Below are 19,669 nucleotides of genomic sequence, written 5' to 3'. Positions count from 1 at the left end.
TTTTAGTATACAACAAGCTTCTTTATAAAACTACTATAACATTAATTATTTATAATTATAATTATATTTATGCTAACCACACAAAAAAGGACAGGACCCTTGCCCTGCCCCATATCGTTCACAATTACTTCGTCCGCCGGCGCTTACCAAGCCAGCCGCCGACCGCGGTCACTGCCAGCAGGGCCACGCCCCACCAAGCTGATGTCTGGCGTTCGTCAGTCTGCGGCAAGGTCGTCGCTGGTGCGTTGGTCTTCGCTGGCGTCGCGGCGGGACTAGTGGTTGTGCCCTGACCCGTCTGGATGGGCCGGCCACTCACGGTATCACCGGCGCCACCATCGGCCGTTGTCACCGAGCCGGTAGGGCCATCCATTGTCACGTCATCCCCACCATCAGTGATTTCATCCCCATCGCCACCGTCGATCACTTGGTCGCCGTCGCCTCCAGTCGTCTCGTCGTCCGTCTTTTCGTAAACGTACACGATGCGGCCATCACTGTCGCCAAAGACGCCCGTGGCATTGGCCGGCGTCGTGACCAGCGTGTAACCGTCAATCGCCAGCGGGCTCGTGGTGTACGCCGTTCCGGGCTGACCACTAACCGTTTGGCTTGGCGCCAGGTCGGTTCCATCGGCCAGCTGGTAGTAAATCGTCATCGTCACATCTTCGGTCGGTGTGACCACAGGTGGCGTCACGGTCCCCCCACCATCTTTTTCATACACGTAAATCACCGTGATGGGATCCGTGCCATATTTCCCAGTGGCGTTATCCGGCGTGGCTTTCAGCTTGTACCCGCTGATGGTCACTGGCGACGTCTGGTAGTCCTCGCCAATCATACCCGTTGGCAGAACCACGTCGGCGGCCAGCGTTTTGCCACTTTCATCCTGATGCTTGACCGTGACCGCCGCGGCCTCTTCAGTAATGTCATACCCCTGCATGGCCACGAACATATAGCTGCCGTACGAGTCGTTGCCCTCGGCCTTCCCGGTCATAAAATAATTGTTTTCCTGCACATCGACCGTCACCCCGGGATATTCGGTGATGCCCGGGATCTGGTCCTTGAGTGCCGTATAGTTCAATCCGCCCTGACCGTCACTCACGCCAGTGCCCCCAGTGAAGTAGAAACGGTAAGTGAAGCCACTACTGTTGAAAAAGACGGGATCGGCAACCCGCACCGCCACCGGTTCCAGCTGAATGACGTTACCGTCGATCGTGATAAATTGGACCTTCAGGTGCGCGGAACGTTTGGTAGCACTGACCTTGACTGGGTCTAAGACGACCGCTTGGGAGCCCGCATGAAATTTTTGATAACTGTTTCCCTTCAGCACGGAGAAATCCTGGATCCGGTTAAATGCCAAATATAGCGTCTGGAGATTCTTCAAGCCAGCTAGCGGCGCCACATTCGTAATACGGTTATGTTGCAAATCCAAGGTCGTCAGCTTTTCCAAACCGGCCAGCGGTGTTACGTCGGCAATATCTCCGTAGTAAGCCCCCGGTTCACCGCCCAAGTTGCCGCCAGCATAAAAGCTGGTCAAGTTCGTGGCAAATTCCAGTCCATCCAGCTTAAAGTCCGTCTTGCCATCAATATAGGTGCCCGCGCCGGTTCGTATCGAGAGCGTCTTCAGCAGAGCCATGTCTGCTTGCGTAATGTCGGCGGCGCTCGCCCAGCTTTGCCCTGGATTCTGTGCACGTAAGGCCTGCAAGACGGCCTGTTGGAGCGTGGTGTTGGGCATCCACTCATCAATCGTGGCCGCCTTCTGCTGATGAGCCAACTTCACGGTCGCCGGTTTGGCCACCTGGGCCTTCACCAGTTTCACCGCCTTGAGTTGCGGTGCGGCCCCGGTCTGAGTGACTGGTTTAGCGCTTGGCTGGTCGGTTGGCGCGCTGATGGGCACCGGGGTCTCTACCTCAGGCGTGGCCAAATCAGCGTCTTCAACTGCGGTGACGTCCGTTACTGTAGTGTCGGTCGTCACCGCCGCTTGTGCCGGCTCAGCTGGTTCAGCCGCCGCAGTCGTTTCTGCATCCGTTACAACATCATTTATGTTATCGCTTTCATCTTCATGCAAATTAGTCGTCTCATCCGTATCCGCCACTGCCGTCGTCGTTTTCTGAGTCCCTGCAGACAACGTAACTGCCGAATCTGTCTGACTAGCGGTTCCCGTCGCCGCGGTCGGGGCGTTTTCCGGGGTGGTTTCGTCGGCCTGCGCCGTCACGTGCCCCGCTCCCATCGCCAACGTCGCGGTGAACAGACTGGCGAACGCCCAGGTCCGTCCCCGCTTCATCATTTCCATCTGTCGTTTTGACGCAACTGTCCGTCGCACAATAATCCTCCTCATTCTGCTGATCGCTCAGCCAGCACCTTAGTGTTACGAAATTGGCTATTAGTGTGTTATTGGCAATCCCTAACTAAGTCCTATTATAACCGATTATCGGGCGAAAAGCTAGCATAGTTTAAACCATTAACATTAAGTAATTAATTGCACAAAAATAGACTAGTCCACTTGATGACTAGCCCATTTTAATGCTGTTAGTGTTGTTTTCTGCGGAGACCGACTAGGCCTAACAATCCGCCGAGTAGCGCCAGGCCCCACAGTGGTGAAACGGTGCGTTCATCCGTCTGTGGCAAGGTCGTCTGAGTTGTCGTTGTGGGCGTCGCTTGCGCGGCTGTTGCTAAGTTAACCGTCGGCGTCGCTCCCGATTGTGCTGTACCTACTGGCGCACGACCGGTTGTAACCCGATTTGCTTGTCCGCCCTTGCCCGGTTGTTGCTGGGCGGGTGTCGCTGATTTGGCCGGCGTCACCTGATCTGGTTCGGTCGTAGGCGTTGTGGGTTTCGTCGGCTTGGTTGGCTTGTCTGGTTCAGGCGTAATCAAGTTGCCATCCCCATCAGTCTTGGCGTAGATGTAAGTCACTGAAATATCGCTGTCACCCATAGTCCCGGTAGCGTTGGCCGGGGTAGTGACCAGCTCGTAGCCTGCCGGAATGTTGACGGCCGGACTGGTCGTGTACGTATCGCCAGCCTTTCCTGTGATGATCACGTCTGGGACCACCTGCGTGCCGTCTGCCGTTTGGTGGTGGACCGTCACGGTAATCGTTTGCGTCGGCGTGACTGGCGGCGTCACGGCGTCTTTGGTGTAAACATAAATGATGTCAATCGGCGTATCGCCGTAAACACCACTCGCGTTATCCGGGGGCGTGGTCAACGTGTACCCTGTGATAGCTAGCGGTGTGGTCGTGTATTGCTCTCCCACTAGACCGGCAGCCAATACCAGATCATCCGCAATGGCCTTTCCTGCAGTATCTTGATAGTGAACCGTCACCGGCTGAGCCTCTTCGCCGATAGTATAAGGGGTGTAATCCGAGAAATATTGCACGCCTTCTTCACCATTGCTGTCCTTGTCGAAATAAACTTGTGATAGATAATATTTATACGGCAACTGCGTGGTCTTATAACCACTAAAAACCGTTGCTGTAGAGCCTGGCATGACCTGATCAGGAATGCCGGTGTAAACCACATGACCATTACCATCCGGTGTCCCCACCCCGGCCGATTCGAAACTATAAATAGCGGTTTGTGTATCGTACATCCAGCCATAACCTTTATTGGCCATCGTCTCTGAGTTGAAGTTTTGCGGCCATTTAATCGTAATCGGCGTCGTCGCTGTCCGAGTCTTGCCATCGACGATAATTGGATCATGAATGATTAATTGGTGGTCAAATGTCATCCTATCGGTATACTGTGCATAATTCAACGAAGAAAAATCAGAGACACAGTTATATGGCATCTGCAGTGTGACTAAATTTTTCAAGTCAGCAATCGGCGTCACATCGGTAATCCGGTTCAACGCTAGTTGTAAGAATTCCAGCTTTGTCAGCGACCGCAACGGTGAAATATCTGTAATATCGCCAAAGTAATGACCACCATCAGGCGATGGCCCTGAATAATTGCCCAAAGTCGTGCCCCAAACAAAAAACGTATTGCCTTTCAAGTCCAAGTAAGTCAGATTAACGGCATACTGTAGCCCTTCGAGGGAAAAGGAATTCTTGCCATCGATGTACGTGGACATGATGTTTTCTTGGATACTGAAATGGGATAATAAGGCCATATCGTCTTGCGTAATGTCATTGACACTGGACCAAGTCTTACCTGAAGCAATCACCATCGGATTGGCCAGGCTAGTAGACTGTAAGGTGTTCAAAATTGCTTGTTGTAGCCGCTTGTTCGGCATCCACTCATCAATCGACTGGTCCGCTGTCACTGCCACGGATTCGTCCTCTGGCACCGCTACGACGGGCTGAGGTGTAGGTGATGCCGCCAGCCGCAGTTTCTTCATCCGTTGCGGTGGTGTCATTTGGCCATTGCCTTGAAGCCCATTGATTTGATTATTGCCAGTTTTCTGCTCATCCGCCTGATCAAAAGTCTCCTGATCATCCGCATTATCGGCAGGGTCAGCAGGCTGTTTAGCATCGGGTGCCGCCGGTTCATCTGAATCCGGTGTTTTGTTAGCTGGCGTTTCAGCATTGGCTGTGTCCGGCGTGGCCGAATTGGGAGTTTCTGATTTCTGATTCTCTGCTGGTTGCGTATCCGACTCTGGCGCTGCCGGTTCTGATGATTCCGTATCCTGATCTGAATCCTTGATTTCAGATATCGTTGTGGCTGGCGTCTCGCTGGATTTTAGCACCACTTGCTGAGTAGTTTTCGCTTCATTAGCTGCTGGCTGGCTACTACTTGGCGCCGCATCCCCAAGCGTATCCGCATGAACGACCTCAGTCCCGCCAACCGTAACCAGGCAAAAGGTCGTGAGAATCCCCGTAAAGACCCACGCCTTCCCCTTCTTGTACATCTTATAATGTTCCGACGCATCGCACTGCTTAAACATCATCTTCACTCCCTAAGTATTGAACCCGCATGATTCGCTGATGATAGTCGCCATAGATATTTGTGAGATTGATTACTTGAGTTCATTATATTAGCAAACTAACATTAAATCCACACCCCATGACTGTTTAGGACATACATCATTTTTTGAATTATCATGCAAATCAAATGTAAGCGGTGATATGATACGATTCATAAATAAAACAATGCCGTGAAACAGTTCGAGAAACAATTTGTTTTTCATAGTTACTATCACTAAAATCCGTAACAAAAAGGAGCCGATCAGCGTCGGCTCCTTTGAGTGGTCTAATGGTTCTTTCGTCTTGCCTTGATGCCAACCAGTCCCAGCAAGGACCCCAGAACTGCTAGCCCCCACAGTGGTGAAGTTGAGTGTTCATCCGTCTGTGGCAGCGTGGTCTTAGCCTCGGTATCCGGCTGGGTGGCTGTCGCACCCGGCTTAGCCGCTAAATCAACCGTCGTAGCCGCACCGTTCTTGCCTGGTGTCCGCCGACCGACCGTCACTTGGTCAGCCTGGCCGCCCGTGGCAGGCGTCACCGGTTTGGCCGGGGTCACCTGATCTGGCTCGGTCGCGGGTTTCGTCGGCTTCGTTGGCGTCGTTGGTTTATCCGGTTCGGGAGCGACTTGGTCACCATCCCCATCCGTTTCAGTCTTGGCGTAGAGGTAGGTCACAACAATATCGCTGTCGCCCATGGTCCCGGTAGCGTTGGCCGGGGTGGTGACCAGCTCATAGCCTACTGGAATGTTGGCGGCCGGACTGGTCGTGTACGTGTCGCCAGCCTGTCCCGTGATGATCACGTCTGGAGCCACCTGCGTGCCGTCTGCCGTTTGGTGATGGACCGTCACGGTAATCGTTTGCGTCGGCGTGACTGGCGGCGTCACGGCGTCCTTGGTGTAAATGAAGGTCACCTCAGCTGGCGTCTCCTCGTAAGTCCCCGTAGCGTTCCCGACCGTTTCCTTGTAGGTGTATCCGGCAATGGCGGGGTGGTCAATCGTGTACGCCTCGCCAATTTGGCCCGTCACCGTGTCATCGGGCTTGATTGTCTTGCCCTGGTCGTCTTGATAGTGAACCGTCACTGTAGCCGTGGCTTCCTTGTAAACGAAGGTGACCGTCTGAGCGGTATCGGAGAAGGTCCCCGTGGCATTGGCTGGCGTAGTCGTCAGGACATAGCCCGGCAGCTCCTTAGGCGTAGCGGTATATGCCTCACCCACAAAGCCCGTCAATGTGTCCGGATCCGTCAAGGCCTTACCCGCCTCGTCGACGTAATTGACAGTCACATCTTTGGCCGCGTCCGCTTTAAGGTACGGCATGACCATCATCACCTGCGTATCCGCGACACCCTTAACAGTCGCGTCAAACAGCGTGACTAAGAAATAGGAGTAGTCCTCTTGAACCAAGTTTGGGTAGAGATAATCAAACGGATTTTCAGTCCCCCCAGGCATGATTTGGTCCTTAATACCGCTAAAACTCAGCTGATTGCCAGCCAGTGTCACCGCATCAGCACCGTTCCAAAAAATACGGACAGTGGGCGTTGGATTGCCAGTGGACGCCACGGCAGACAAAGGGACGCCCAGTCTGAGAACCGTACTGGTTGTGAAGGTCACTCCTTGTGGTGCCTTCACTGGGTTGTCCATGACGTAGCTCCCGGTCTTCGGGATGTAAACCAGCTTTTTTTCTACGAATTGTTGGATAAATCGGCAATCCGTATATTGCGCTAAATTCAACGACGAAAAGTCAGACACGATATTCTGCGCAAAATAGAGCTCCTTTAAGTTCTTCAACCCCGTCACTGGTGTGATATCCGAAACACGATTAGCGGTGAGTTCTAACCACTTCAAATTCTGTAAGTCCTTCAACGGTGTTAAGTCAGTGACATCACCACGAAATGAGTACGGCGCCCAATTCATATTGTTCGAAACGTTTAGGGTCTGCAAGTTAACGGCATATTGCAAGCCTTCAAGTGAAAACGAGCTCTTCCCGTCAATGTACGTGGACAATCCCATACTTGGAATACTAAAATACGTCAACAGGCCCATATCCGCCTGGGTAATGTCGGCCACGCTATTCCAGGTCTTCCCGGAATCTACGACCGCCTGATTGCCAGTAGTAATCGGGCTTTGGAAAGTGCCCAACACCGCCTGTTGCAGCGTTTTATTCGGCATCCACTGGTCGATCGACTCGTCAGCAGTTGTCACCGGTGAAGTTGCCGTTACGGCCGTCGTCACCGCGGCCGTGGCCACCTTAGGCGCAGCCGGTGCCAGCATCCGGGCCGTGTGTCGCATCTTCTTCTGGGTCGGCGCCTTGATCTGCATGTCTGGCGTCACGGCCGTGGTCACCCTGGTTACGGCTTTCTTGGTAACGGGTGCCGCGGGCGTAGTTGCCGCTTCCACTTTGGTTGGGGTCGTGGTGGTTGAGGTTTCCGTAGCCGTAGTTTCCGCGGGCGTAGTCTCAGCTGTCTTGGTTGCCGGCGTGCTGGGTTGCGTCGTCGGCTTAGTTGTCGTGGCATCTGATTGCGGCTTATTCTCAGTCGCTGACGTCTCCACGTCTGCACCAGTACCGGCTGGCGGCGTCGTGGTCCCCGTGTCGTTTTTCGTAGCTGACGTCAGCGTGACCGCCTTGGCTGGCGTTGCGCTTTGGCTGCCAGTGTCGGCCGTTTGATTATCAGTCGCTGGCGCTGTGTCCGCCTTGGCCGTCTGCCCCCCGGCGACGCCCAAGGCCAACGTGGTCGTGACGATTGCGGCAAAGACCCAGGTCTTGCCCTTCTTGTACATCTTGTAATGTTCTTGACTTTCGCACTGCTTAAACACTGATCTCACTCCTTAAACTTTTCCGCATGATTGATCAACTATCTTCGCCCATGAAACTTATTTCCGAATAACCTTCAACACTATTAACATCGGGCGATAAACAATGCGCCAACCATTTCTAGCTGGTGCATTGTTTGCTGTTCTTAATTCCGCTTCCGCCGTTTGAAACCGACGAGTCCTAACAAACCGCCTAACAACGCTAGCCCCCACAGTGGTGAAGTTGATTGTTCATCCGTCTGTGGTAACGTCGTCTTGGTAGCCGTAGCCGGCGTGGCTGGTTGCTTCGTAGCTGTAGCGGCTAATGCAACCGTTGCGGCCGCACCCTGTTGTCCGCTTTGAGTGGCCGGCGTCCGTTTACCGGCTGGTGAAACCGTGTCCGCTTGGCCGCCCGTAACGGGTTGTGGCTTAGCCGATGGCGTTGGCTTAGTTGGCGTGACCATATCCGGTTCAGTCGTTGGCTTGGTTGGTTTCGTCGGCGTGGTTGGGGTCCCTGGTTCAGGGTTAACCTGGTCGCCGTCACCGGTGTTGGTGTATAGGTAGGTCACCGTGATGTCGCTGTCGCCCATGGTCCCAGTGGCATTGGCCGGCGTGGAAACCAGTTCGTAACCATCCAAAACGTTCGTCGCCGGACTAGTCGTATAGGCATCCCCGGTCTTCCCAGTGATGACCACGTCCGGTGCGACCTGCGTGCCATCGGCCGTTTGATAGTGAACCGTGACTGTGATCGTTTGTTCTGGATTGGTTGGCGGTGTGACGGTGCTGTCCTTGGTGTAAATGAAGGTCACTTCAGTTGGGGTATCCGCATAGTTACCCGCCGCATCGCCGACCGTTTCCTTGTAGGTGTAGCCGGAAATAGCTGGGTGGTCAATCGTGTAGGCGTCACCCACCTTACCCGTGTTAACGTCATCGGGCTTAATCGTTGCCCCCTGGTCGTCTTGATAGTGAACCGTCACCGTAGACGTGGCTTCCTTATAAACGAAGGTGACCGTTTGTGGGGTATCGGAAAAAATCCCCGTAGCGTTGGCTGGGGTGGCGGTTAGTGTATAGCCAGAAATCGTCGGCGCATCAATCTTATAGCCATTCCCGACGACACCATTGAGAATGGTATCCGCTTGTAGCTTTGTCCCTTGTTCGTCAACGTATTCGGCAGTAACTGGTGCTGCATCGTCGTTAATCTGGTAGGGCTGTACGACAACGAATAAAGGAAAGCTATCATCATACATATAGGTACCGGTCATATAATACGCCAATTGATTTGGAATGATTTGTTTGCCATCATATTCAGTCATGTTAAGATAACCGTTATCTCTCAAGTTGGTGTAAACTAAACCGCCATCTTTTTCCGTTGCATCTCCACCCCGGAAAAAGGCCCAGAACTTCTCAGTATCTGGTGTAATATATACGGCCGGAACATAAATTGAGCCCCCGTCTGGATTAAGCTGTGCCAATTTCCCTCCAGGCAAATAAGCTTTAAATGGCATTTCAGCAGTTCGCGTCGTATTAGAGACATAAACACCTGGTAACAAAATAAACTGTGAATGATAATCAAACATGGTATATTGACTCGGATTCAAAGATGAAAAGTCCGAAATTTTATTGTATTCCAGCTGAAGACTAGTCAAATTTTTCAAATTAGCCAGCGGTGTCACATCTGAAATTGAATTACATTCAAGCCAAACCGTCTGAAGTTTGGTTAAGTTTGCCAAAGGAGAGATATCAGTAATTCCTGCATATATCGGTGATAACGCATCCTGCGCTTGCGCAAGTCCATTAAAGACAATCGTCGTAAGGTTAGTTGCATACTGTAGTCCTTCTAGCGAATATGGTGTATTGGCGTCAATCCAAGTCGTGCCCTTGCCATATAAACCAGTCAAATATAGCATATCCTGCTTCGTAATATCTTCAGCACTGGCCCAAGTCTTTCCATTCGGAGCTACTTGGTTTAAAGTACGCAAAACCTCCGCTTGTAGTTTCTTATTCGGCATCCACTGATCAATCGACTCATCCGCTTCAGTCACCGGCGTTGCGGCGGTCACTGCTGCCGTTGCCGTTGGTGCTGGGGTGGTCGGCGCAGCTGGCGCCATGGCCCGAGCGGTGTGCATCATCTTTGTGCGCGTTGGCGCCTTGATCCGCATATTTGGTGTCACAGCCGTGGTGACCTTCGTGACCGGTTTTGTGATGGTGGCGGTTACATCTTTGGTAGGCGTTGGCGTCTCAGGCGTTGGCGTTGGTGTCGCTGATTTCACTGGCGTTTCTGGCTTAGCCGGCGTCTCAGTCGTGGTTTTGGCAGTCGGTGCTTCGACAGTATCTGTCTTGGCAGCCGCTGGCGTTTGATCCTGTTCGCCCGTGGTCGTAGTTTCACTAGTAGTGGCGTCATCTGTTGACGGATCTTCCGTCTCATTTCCCGTAGATACTTGTTTGGTCGTCGACGACAAGGTCGCCGTCTTGGCTGGCGTAGCGCTCTGGCCGGATTCACTCTCCTGATCAGATTCCGCGGCCCCCGTGGTATCCGCATGGGCCGTGGGTCCCCCAGCGACGCCCAAAGCCAAGGTGGCGGTCACGATACCCGCGAAGACCCAGGCCTTCCCTTTCTTGTACATCTTATAATGCTCTTTCGTATTCATCCCATTAAACATAAATAACACCCCTCTAAAACATGTTATTGACGTCTTAATTCCGCATAATTACGAGTTTATTCGGGCATTTCTCATCCCCAACGATGTATGCCCTTTACAAGTTTCATTATAGTGTCTTTTGTCAGAAAAATCCAGTCAACATATAAAACGGATTGGCCATCTTTGTGTTAATTCAATTAACTGATACCCCTAATTAGTTCGTGATTTCATTCCCGTTATACCAGTATTCATCGCTAGTAAGACGTTTTAACCATTTCACATGTTCCGCTGAAATATTCCCAAAATATTTTATGTTACAGTTTTAAAAGTGTGTAGAAAAAAGACCCGCTTAGTTTTTCAACCAAACGAGTCTTATTGAAATTTTAATGCCATTTTCGCGGCCAACCGACACCCAGACTGGCCACCAGCGTTGTCAGCGCTAGCCAGCCCACTTTAGCCGAGAGTTGAGCTTCGTCGGTCTGCGGGAGTGTTGCTTGAACCGATTGATTCTGTTTCTGCGCCAGTTGTTTAGCAGCCGGTTGGACCTGAGTCCGGGCCGGTTGGGCAACCGGCGTGACTTGTGGTTCAGATTCTTCCTGTGGGCGGTCGATGGCAATGTCGGCCCCCATACCCGCCTCGTTGACCGTGTCATCGCCGGTCATATCCACAGCATCATCGGCCAGTTCATCGCCTGACGCCCCGTCTTCATCCGGAGTAGCCTTGGCTTGATAAACGTAGACCACCGCAATGTCCACCTTGCCCAGCGTACCACTCGCGTTCGCTGGGGTGCCAATCAATTCTAAGCCCTGGTCACTCAAGTCCAGCGGCGTCGTCGTATACGCTTCGCCGGCCTTCCCCGTGAAGCTGGTGTCGCCCGCAACCGGCGTGCCATCCGCCAATTGGTAATGGACCGTCACCTTAATCTCCGCGACGGGGGTCACGACTGGTGGCTGAACTGGCGCCGTTTTTTCGTAAACGTAGACCACATCGATAGGGTCCACCCCGTAAAGGCCCGTGGCGTTTTCCGGCACCGTCTTCAGCTGGTAACCCGCGATTTCTCTAGCCTGCGTTTCGTAGCTATCGCCCACCAGTCCCATCGGCAGCACCTCGTCATCGCGCAAGGCCTTCCCCGCCTCATCTTGATAATGGACGGTCACGGTTGCGGCTTCGTCGGCGATTTCATAAGGCTGGAAGATTGCGGCCAAAACGTGCTTGCCACTATTTTCACTAATTTGACCAATCAAGAAATACTTGTTTTTCTGGGGTTCAACCGTATAGCTCGAGCTGGTCGTTGTCGGCCCGGGCTCCTGATCGTAAATACCGGTAAACGTCAGACTGCCATCAGCATTTTTCTTGGGCGCTCCATTCATTCCCCGGTAAAACAGTTTCTTAACGCTCTGCCCATTACCAACGACCCGGTACGGCATCGTAAAGCTATTTCCCGAACTCCAGGTAACCACCTGGCCGTCCCGGTCCACGTACAATTGCGAAATATCGGCCGTTCGGGTCCGGCTATTCACCCGAATCGGGGGTAAGATGATGTACTGCCAATCCGTGGTTAGGCGGTCGAATTGCCGCCCCGCCAGCACGGAGAAGTCGGTAATTTGGTTATAAGCCAGGTAGAGTTCCTTGATGTTCGTTAGGCCAGCCAACGGCGTGAGGTCGCTGATGCGGTTTCCCGACAGATCCACGTACTCTAGCTGCTTCAGTCCTGCCAACGGGCTAATGTCCGTGATGTCACCGAAGACCATTGTCGACGTATTTTGTGACGCCGAGAAATGAATGGACTTCAGGTTAACGGCGTGCTCCAGCCCCTTCAGTGAAAACGACGTCGTGCCATCAATGTAGGTGTCGGGGAAGCTGCCCCCACCGGAGATTGACAGCGAGGTGATCAACGCCAGGTCGTCTTGGGTAATGTCCGCTACGCTGTCCCAATGACGACCGTTGGCGGCCTGTGCGCTCAGCCCCTGTAGCTGCCGCAACACTTCATTTTGTAACGTTTGGTTCGGCAGCCACTGATCGATAAAATTGTCGACGACCGGCGCGGCAGAAACCGCTGCCAAATTGGCCGTCATTGCAGCTGGGGCAGCGATTTTAGGTGCTGGTGCCACCCGTTTTTCAACTGGGTCGACCGCTTCTTTTTGGTCTGGCGTTGGTACTTTCGGGGACGTCGGCTTTGGGTGGCTAGTTGCCGGCGCTTCCACTTTCTCCGCTTCATCCGGTTTATCCAATTCGTCTGGGGCAACTGCTGGTTCTGGCTGGTCCTCATCAGCCGACGCAATTACGGGCACCACCGGCTTTTCAACGGACTCAGCCGACTCCTCCGTCACTTCGTCCGCGGCGTCGTCAGTCGGCGTAATCGCCGCTTCGTTCGTCGTCGGGGCTGCGTTGTGCAGCGTAACGGTCTCTTCTGGCTCACTACCATCCACGTTCTCGGCCGACGTCGGCGTACCGTCCGGCGTTTCCGTCGCCGCAGATGCCGTCACCACACCCCCGCACGCCAGCGTCGCCGTCACGATTCCCGCGAACAGCCACTGTTTCCCTTTTTTATACATCTTATAATGCCGTTTCTCATCAGTTAAATTGAACACGATATTTCCTCCTTCGTCGGGATTACGCTTAGGGTGTCACAACTATGGTCATCTGATGACTATTGACTCATTATAGTAAGTATACAGCATAACTAGTTTAACTACCAATTATGATTGTACGCAACTAATAAGATAGTGTACTAAATTGGCACTTCTATTAATTAAGTTATATTTAATTAGACAAAAAATCATATTTAGCCTCGGAAATATTTTAACCAGACTCCCCAGACTGGACAGTCTTTACTTAAATAAGTGACCTTACAAACCGCCAAAATTGTTACCTTTGACGCCGGGACTACTTAGTAAGTTCTCCCCGCCAACTCAGCGGTTCACTAGGCCTGCCGAGCCAACCATGCTACACTAGCGGTGATCCCAAGGAGGCGAGTAAATGTTATGTGATGCCCATTGTCATTTGGATGGTAGCGCTGAACTGGCGGCCCTACAGCGCGACGAGCACATTTTGGCCGTCATCAATTGTCAATCTCCGACCGAATGGGAGACCAACCGCAGCCTAGTGGGCGATCACCAGCCCCTGAGCTTTGGCATTCACCCCTGGGCGGCCACTACGCTGCACTGGGCCGAGGTCACGCCCTATTTGGAGGCGACCCAGCTGATTGGCGAGATTGGCATGGACAGCGTTTGGACCGACGTCAACCTGTTGGAACAGGCACGCTTGTTTGAAGCCCAGCTGCACTTTGCCCACGACCACCGCAAGCCGGTGATCCTGCACACCAAGGGCTGCGAGCGCGCGGTATTGACGGCCATTCGCAAATACCCCAACCGTTATCTGGTCCACTGGTACGCCTCGCCGGAATATCAAGCCGATTATATTCGCTTGGACTGTTACTTCACGATTGGCCCGGACGTCTTGACCGATCCCGCAGTCACCCAACTGGCGAAAACGATTCCGTTGAACCGCCTACTGATTGAAACGGACGGCCTGTCTGCCGTGGCGTGGGCCCAACACCGCCCCGTGCAGGTGACCGACTACCCAGCGATCCTGAAACAAAGCCTCCGCATCGTCGCCAACCTCCGCGGCCTGGCCCCAGTCGATTTGGAGGCGCAGGTTTACCAGAACTTACAACGCTTTTTAAGCTAACTGAAGGTTGAAAGTGAAATTAACGCGCTGATTGCTGCAACGACAGTGTTCTGACACCTAAAATTGGTGAAACCAGGCGCCTGCGTCAGCCAGGGTTCCGCCTGCTCTGGGGAACGGCTCCAGCCTGAGGAGCGGTCTTCCGCCTCGCTTGAAAGCCTGGCAAAAACGGCCAGTCTCTCAAGTCGTCCCGCGCTGTAGGCTGAGAAAAAACCTCAGCCAACACCGCCGACACAGCTGGCTCCACCCTAGCTGCCTCCGGCAAGATTGACAGCTATCAGCAACACTGTGTTAAGGAAAGACTAGTCGTCAATGCAGCTACTGCCTGGGGCTAAGACGACTGGTATTAACACGCACTACCTTAGCCGAGAGTTCGCCAAATATGGGTCCAGCCGCTTTAAAAGAGTGTGACGACAGGCGGTTAACTGGCGAGCATTAACGGCGCTAGGCGGATAATCCTGGTTCTGGATTATTTGCCTAGCAGTGTTAAGCGGAACCAGTTGCCTGTTGGCGCACGTTTCGACTATGAGGCCATTTTGAGACGTGAGCTACAGCTCAAAGCGAGGCGTCGGACAGATTACCCCGTCCCCAGCGTTCCAACCCATATTTGGCGAACGGTAGGCGGCCAGTTTGCATTGTGAGGCTGAAAACGACTATTTTTGTCGCCATGAATCGCATGCTAACAGTAGTTCCAGCTGATTTCCGTCTTTCAACCTTTAGAAGCTAAAGAAAACCGCGGGTGCTCAGTTTCAGCACCCGCGGTTTTTAGCTCTTCATCCATCCATTAAGCTTTTAAAATTAGTAGGTAATCCAGAATTGCAGGCCGGCAGCTAAGATGCCCCCAACCAGTGGCCCGACCATTGGTACCCAAGCATAGTTCCATTCCGCGCCGCCCTTGTGGGGAATCGGCAAGATGGTGTACGCCAACCGCGGACCCCAGTCACGCGCCGGGTTCAAGGCGAATCCCGTGGTCGACCCCAGGCCCATACCGACGACCATGATGACCATGCCGACGATAAATGGCTTCAACCCGGCCGTAAAGTTGCCCAGGTTCAGGAGAATGAAGACGAAGGCCCAAGTGGCAATCGTTTCAGAGAGGAAATTAAAGACCGGATTCTTAACGGCTGGCTTCGTGGCGAAGATGCCCACGTGATTGCCGTTGGCTTCGTCAGGTGACGCTTGAAAATGGGGATAATAATGGATAACAACCAGCGCTGCCCCGACGAAGGCGCCTAAGAATTGGCCCAGCAAATAGGGAACGACGTCAGCCCATGGGAAGTAGCCAAATACCGCGAACCCAATCGTCACGGCCGGGTTCAAATGGCCTTGCGAGCCCAATAGGCCGGCCACGTAAACGCCCATCGTGACCGCCATCCCCCAGGCCACGCAGACGTAGGTCCAGTTGGCCCCTTTGGCATACGCTTTGTTCAAGTTAACACTCGCCATGGTCCCGACCCCTAGTAGAATCAGAATCAGAGTTCCAAAAAATTCACCGATAAAACCACTCATGTAAAACACCGTCCTCTTAAATATGTAATGGATTAAATAAGAGCTAGTCATAGTCTATCACATTCTGTAATGATTGTAGATACAGAAATGATAACGGTTACAGATTATGATTTTAATATGAGAATTTGGGGGTGATTCTGTCAAAGTTTGTTATGGAAACTAACCTCTGGCCGACGAGAACTCAGCGGGACCCGTGGCCGTGTGGTCAACCAACAGCGCTTTGACGGTGGCGCCACCATGACAACTAGTCCCCGTCTGTGGCGACACGGTGCGGGGTTGGCCGCCTGACCATTTACTGGACCAGGGCGCTGAGGCACAGTCTCGGTGTCGCGTAACGCACCCCATTTCCACCCAACAAAGGTCTTTCCCCGGTCCAATCCATCCAACCCTTGTAATATTACGGCCGCCCACAGAACGGTAATCGCAATGATTTTCTGTCGTAATGGTTCTGTAACCCCCAACGGTTATCTTAGTAATTGTGGAAAGCAGCAATTAAACAATTTACATATGAGGGATGGAGACCAACATGAAGACATTACAAAAGATTAGTTTCGCCGTGGCCTTTGCCGCCGCGCTAGTACCCGTACTGAGCCAAGGCACCACCGCTCAGGCCAACGCCACCAACACCATTGTCAGCACCAGCAACATGACCGACACCGCCTACACGCGCAAGAGTGCGACCGGTTGGACCTACAACTTGGGCGGCACGGCCAGCAACATGACGTTTGGCAAGAAGACCCACTACCTGAAAAACTACCCCAACACCACCTGGCACGCCACCAAGAAGCGCTACATCATCAAGAAAAACGGCGTGAAGTATTTATACTACTACGTGACTAACGGCCGGAAGACGGCTTCTGGTTGGATCTGGCACGGGTATTTGCAAAAGAAAAACTACGCCCACACCAGCACCGCAACGACTGGCACCGGGTCGTACAGCGATCTCTACAGCGTGGCCAAGGCGCAACTAGGCAAGCCTTACGTGTACGGCGCCAACGGTCCCAGCTCATTTGACTGCTCCGGCTTTACCAAGTACGTCTTCAACAAGGCCTTGGGGCAAACGCTGCCGCGGACAGCACAGGCCCAGTACGATTCCTACACCCACGTCAGCGCGGCTAACGCCAAAGCCGGCGACCTGATCTTCTTCGGGACCAGCAAGAACAATATCACCCACGTGGGGATCTACAAGGGCAACCACAAGATGATCGACGCCCAACTCCGCGGGGTCATCAACGAAGCTACCAATGTCTCCTGGTGGCACACGGTCGGTTACTCTCGGCCGGCGACATTAAGCTAAATCAAACGACTAAGGTTAGGGCTGCGGCTCTAGCCTTTTTTCTGTACCTAAAGACGGTGTTCTGACATCTAAAATTGGCGAAAACAGGCGCCTGCGTCAGCCAGGTGGACATTGTCAGTAACACTGTGATAATCAAAGGCTAGTCGTCAATGTAGCTACCACCTGGGTTTAAAGCGACTGTTATTGAGACGCACCACCGTAGCCGGGAGTTCGCCTTATGAGGCTGAAGACAACTATTTTTACCGTCATGAATCGCATGCCACAATAGGCCCAGCTGAGCAACATAAAAAGCGCACCACCACAATTAGGCAGTACGCTTTAAGCTTCTATAATGCTGATTTAGGCCAAGGCCGTCTTGTTGCCGCCGTTTAAAATCTTGAAGAAGTTAGCCAGTTCCTTCTTCCGGTATGAGGCCGGTACGAATTCCCGGATGGTTTCCAGGTCAAAACCGGTAGCCAACTTGTTGCGGTCAACGACGATCGGGTTCTTTAAGATTCCCGGATTCTTTTGTAAGAGATCGACCAGTTCGTTCATCCCCATGTCTTGTACGGACGCAGGCAAGGCCTTGTAAGCCTTAGAACGCGTTGAAATCAGGTCGTCGGTGCCTTCTTCGGTCAAAGAAAGCATGTAAAGAATTTCATCCTTGGTTAAAGGTTGTTTTTTAATGTCCCGTGCGGTGAAGATGGCGTCGTGGTTAGCCAGCCATTTCATAGCTTTGGTTACCGCAGTGGTTTTTGCATGAAAGTACATTTTGATCATAAAATCGCCCTCCAATTGTCTATCTTCGATGAGGTACTCGTTTTAGCACTCTATTTCTTGAGTGCTAATTATGTTTCTCATTGTACACCACAATTCGCAATGATGGAACCCATTTTACTCGGTCTAGGCCACCTTTTAACAATTTCTTCAGATTCTGCTAAAATCCGGTGGTCTGCCACCCATTTTCAAGGGCTTACAATACACTCTACCAAGGGAATGCAACCGTTTTACGTCAGAACCGTGAAGATTGTTTGAAGATGGCCATCGAGCTTGGAAACAGTGTACCATTTCCCAGGGAAAACTGTCTTTGATGCGAATCAAGTTTGAAGGAAAACTTAACAACCCAGCGAAAAATTTGTATTTTCGCTGGGTTGTATTTGAGTATTTAGATTTTAATTGTCGGGGTCGTCGGAGACGGGGTACCATTCATCGCCTCCGTCGCTCTGTGCTTCTAAGACACCCATCGCACTAACTCGGAAAAACCCAATTGTCGGTGCGAAGTCCTTTCGGCCATTGTCAATAACTCTGACAACAGCTCGCCCCTGGTCATCCTTGGTACTTGGAAAACACGCCGCTTTTTTATAAGTATGCTTCATTTGGTTGTAATCTGGCAAATGCCGAAAAATCCAATCGTAAAGCTGATCAGATGTCAGATTCTTAGCTGGACTATTATCAGACCCAAAGGCCTGTCCAGGCTTAGCAGATGCTTTATACATGTTAGACATATGATAGGCACCATCGTCAACTGTCAACTGATTGTTCTTCAAAACTACTCGATAAGCATCGACAAACCGTCCTTGTAAGTGAGTTTTCAACAGGTAACTGTTGTCAGCCAGCTTTTGGTACTGTGCTTCATCATTAGCTCCCCAACCGGATCCAAGCTTGTCGACCGTGTACCGCGACGTAAAGGTATCCCTTTCACCACCTACACCGTCCGAACTAATAAAGAAACGGGTACGCTCATACGGATCATCGCCGTCAGAAACAGAGTAAATATGCGTTGACCAAGTCCCCGTCAACTCAGAGGGCGCTCCGGCAGTCCAATGACCATCGGTATCGCCAATCAGGTAGGTCGCAGTATGATCAAGCGCTTTGGATTTAACAGAGTAGTACGCACCTTGATCTGGCCGACTGAGGTCGACGGTGAAGTTGTCGCCATGACCTTTTTGAACCTTCAACTGAGACTCACCATATTCCGATTTTCCTAAGCTCAGCACCTTCGCGTCAATCACGGTACCGGACTTCGCAGTGACCCGCCAATGCCAGTTGCCTTGGCGATAGTAGAACTGTGAGTAGGTCATCCCCTTGTCGCCCTGAGTGCCTTGGTCCTCGGCATTCTTGCCCATCAATGGCTTCAGTAGCGTCGTCATTGCGGATGGCTTTGGCGTTTCAACCTTCGCCACCGTCTTCTTGGTGCTGGGCTTGTCCGCGACCTTGGTGGACTGGCTAGTCTTGCTGTGGCTGGCGGTCGATTTGCTGTGATTGCCACACCCCGCAACGCCGAGGGCGAACACTGCAATCAGGCTGGCCCAGACGATTTTTCTCTTCATCATGATTCTTAAACCTCTTTCTATGTATGACAAGGTGAACGCAGGCTAACGCGTGGTTAGTCGGCGCTCATCTTGTGGTGATCGTTTATTTGCCGAAGAAGGCTCTCCGGCTAGCTAACGTTGGTAACTTCGTGTAACCGTCAGCAAACTGCTTACCATTGGCAGAGTCGCTGATCGTCAGTGCTTTTCCTTTAAGCTTGTAGTACTCCGTCGAAACGTACTTGCCATCTTTCGTCTGTAGTTTACGGTACCCATACTTGTTCTTCGTGGTGAGTGTAAACGTCTTTTGACTCAATTTTTTGGCCAATTTCAGTGGGCGATTACGTTTCGGAATCACCCAGTTACCCTTCTTGCTCTTCACGATTGCGCCCATATTATAGGTCGTCTTGGTAAACTTTTTAAGGTAGGCCAACTCCCCCATGTTCCCAAAGGCACTCCGCATGTCCTTGGGGACCGTGGTCAACTTAGCGGCTTGCGCAGACGTTGGGGCCGCCAAGCCGATACCAAGAAATGCCGCTGACAGTGCGACTGCTGGAATAATCTTTTTCATTTTCG

11 protein-coding genes are annotated in these 19,669 nt (G+C 52.3%); 2 read left to right on the top strand and 9 right to left on the bottom strand.

The window, feature by feature from the left end; all coding sequences use genetic code 11:
• Nucleotides 1-124: 124 nt before the first annotated feature.
• From EGT51_RS03060 to EGT51_RS03040, 5 genes are all read right to left on the bottom strand, one after another.
• Nucleotides 125-2,314 (bottom strand): MucBP domain-containing protein, encoded by a 2,190-nt coding sequence (locus EGT51_RS03060; RefSeq protein WP_167850129.1) that lies wholly within the window; start codon nt 2,312-2,314, stop codon nt 125-127.
• Between the two features lie 206 nt (nt 2,315-2,520).
• Nucleotides 2,521-4,872 (bottom strand): MucBP domain-containing protein, encoded by a 2,352-nt coding sequence (locus EGT51_RS03055; protein ID WP_167850128.1) that lies wholly within the window; start codon nt 4,870-4,872, stop codon nt 2,521-2,523.
• Nucleotides 4,873-5,177: 305 nt separating this feature from the next.
• Entirely contained in the window at nt 5,178-7,697 is a 2,520-nt protein-coding gene (locus EGT51_RS03050; RefSeq protein WP_135367334.1) for a MucBP domain-containing protein, read from the bottom strand.
• A 143-nt stretch (nt 7,698-7,840) separates the two neighbouring features.
• Nucleotides 7,841-10,333, bottom strand: a complete 2,493-nt coding sequence (locus tag EGT51_RS13115) for a MucBP domain-containing protein (RefSeq protein ID WP_135367333.1) — start codon at nt 10,331-10,333, stop codon at nt 7,841-7,843.
• Nucleotides 10,334-10,695: 362 nt separating this feature from the next.
• Nucleotides 10,696-12,903 carry a MucBP domain-containing protein gene (locus EGT51_RS03040; protein ID WP_135367332.1) on the bottom strand — a complete coding sequence of 736 codons (2,208 nt, stop codon included), beginning with the start codon at nt 12,901-12,903 and terminating at the stop codon, nt 10,696-10,698.
• 388 nt (nt 12,904-13,291) lie between these two features.
• Here EGT51_RS03040 and EGT51_RS03035 point away from each other — a divergent pair, with 388 nt between their 5' ends.
• A complete protein-coding gene (locus EGT51_RS03035) occupies nt 13,292-14,002 on the top strand; it encodes a TatD family hydrolase (protein ID WP_135367331.1) in 711 nt (236 codons plus the stop codon).
• A gap of 795 nt (nt 14,003-14,797) precedes the next feature.
• On the opposite strand, the gene EGT51_RS03030 is transcribed toward EGT51_RS03035, so the two are convergent.
• A complete protein-coding gene (locus EGT51_RS03030) occupies nt 14,798-15,508 on the bottom strand; it encodes an MIP/aquaporin family protein (RefSeq protein ID WP_125576384.1) in 711 nt (236 codons plus the stop codon).
• Between the two features lie 526 nt (nt 15,509-16,034).
• On the opposite strand from EGT51_RS03030, the gene EGT51_RS03025 reads away from it, so the two are divergent.
• A complete protein-coding gene (locus tag EGT51_RS03025; RefSeq protein WP_135367330.1) occupies nt 16,035-16,805 on the top strand; it encodes a C40 family peptidase in 771 nt (256 codons plus the stop codon).
• Nucleotides 16,806-17,144: 339 nt separating this feature from the next.
• Here EGT51_RS03025 and EGT51_RS03020 read toward each other — a convergent pair whose 3' ends face one another.
• The 3 genes from EGT51_RS03020 to EGT51_RS03010 form a co-directional block, all read right to left on the bottom strand.
• On the bottom strand, nt 17,145-17,564 hold the full coding sequence (locus EGT51_RS03020; protein WP_135367329.1) for a Spx/MgsR family RNA polymerase-binding regulatory protein: 420 nt from the start codon (nt 17,562-17,564) through the stop codon (nt 17,145-17,147).
• A gap of 392 nt (nt 17,565-17,956) precedes the next feature.
• Nucleotides 17,957-19,117, bottom strand: coding sequence for a hypothetical protein (locus EGT51_RS03015; protein WP_135367328.1), 1,161 nt, complete (start codon nt 19,115-19,117; stop codon nt 17,957-17,959).
• A gap of 82 nt (nt 19,118-19,199) precedes the next feature.
• Nucleotides 19,200-19,664, bottom strand: a complete 465-nt coding sequence (locus tag EGT51_RS03010; protein WP_135367327.1) for a hypothetical protein — start codon at nt 19,662-19,664, stop codon at nt 19,200-19,202.
• Nucleotides 19,665-19,669 lie beyond the last annotated feature (5 nt).

Source organism: Levilactobacillus suantsaiihabitans (genome assembly GCF_004745505.1).
Lineage (GTDB): Bacteria > Bacillota > Bacilli > Lactobacillales > Lactobacillaceae > Levilactobacillus > Levilactobacillus suantsaiihabitans.
Note: the sequence above shows the minus strand (reverse complement) of the source record. Positions and strands in the feature narration are given on the sequence as shown.

Excerpts from the sequence above, each read along its gene's own strand:
- EGT51_RS03055 (WP_167850128.1), bottom strand. The coding sequence starts at position 4,872 with ATGTTTAAGCAGTGCGATGCGTCGGAACATTATAAGATGTACAAGAAG.
- EGT51_RS13115 (WP_135367333.1), bottom strand. The coding sequence starts at position 10,333 with ATGTTTAATGGGATGAATACGAAAGAGCATTATAAGATGTACAAGAAA.
- EGT51_RS03035 (WP_135367331.1), top strand. The coding sequence starts at position 13,292 with ATGTTATGTGATGCCCATTGTCATTTGGATGGTAGCGCTGAACTGGCG.
- EGT51_RS03030 (WP_125576384.1), bottom strand. The coding sequence starts at position 15,508 with ATGAGTGGTTTTATCGGTGAATTTTTTGGAACTCTGATTCTGATTCTA.
- EGT51_RS03025 (WP_135367330.1), top strand. The coding sequence starts at position 16,035 with ATGAAGACATTACAAAAGATTAGTTTCGCCGTGGCCTTTGCCGCCGCG.
- EGT51_RS03020 (WP_135367329.1), bottom strand. The coding sequence starts at position 17,564 with ATGATCAAAATGTACTTTCATGCAAAAACCACTGCGGTAACCAAAGCT.
- EGT51_RS03015 (WP_135367328.1), bottom strand. The coding sequence starts at position 19,117 with ATGATGAAGAGAAAAATCGTCTGGGCCAGCCTGATTGCAGTGTTCGCC.
- EGT51_RS03010 (WP_135367327.1), bottom strand. The coding sequence starts at position 19,664 with ATGAAAAAGATTATTCCAGCAGTCGCACTGTCAGCGGCATTTCTTGGT.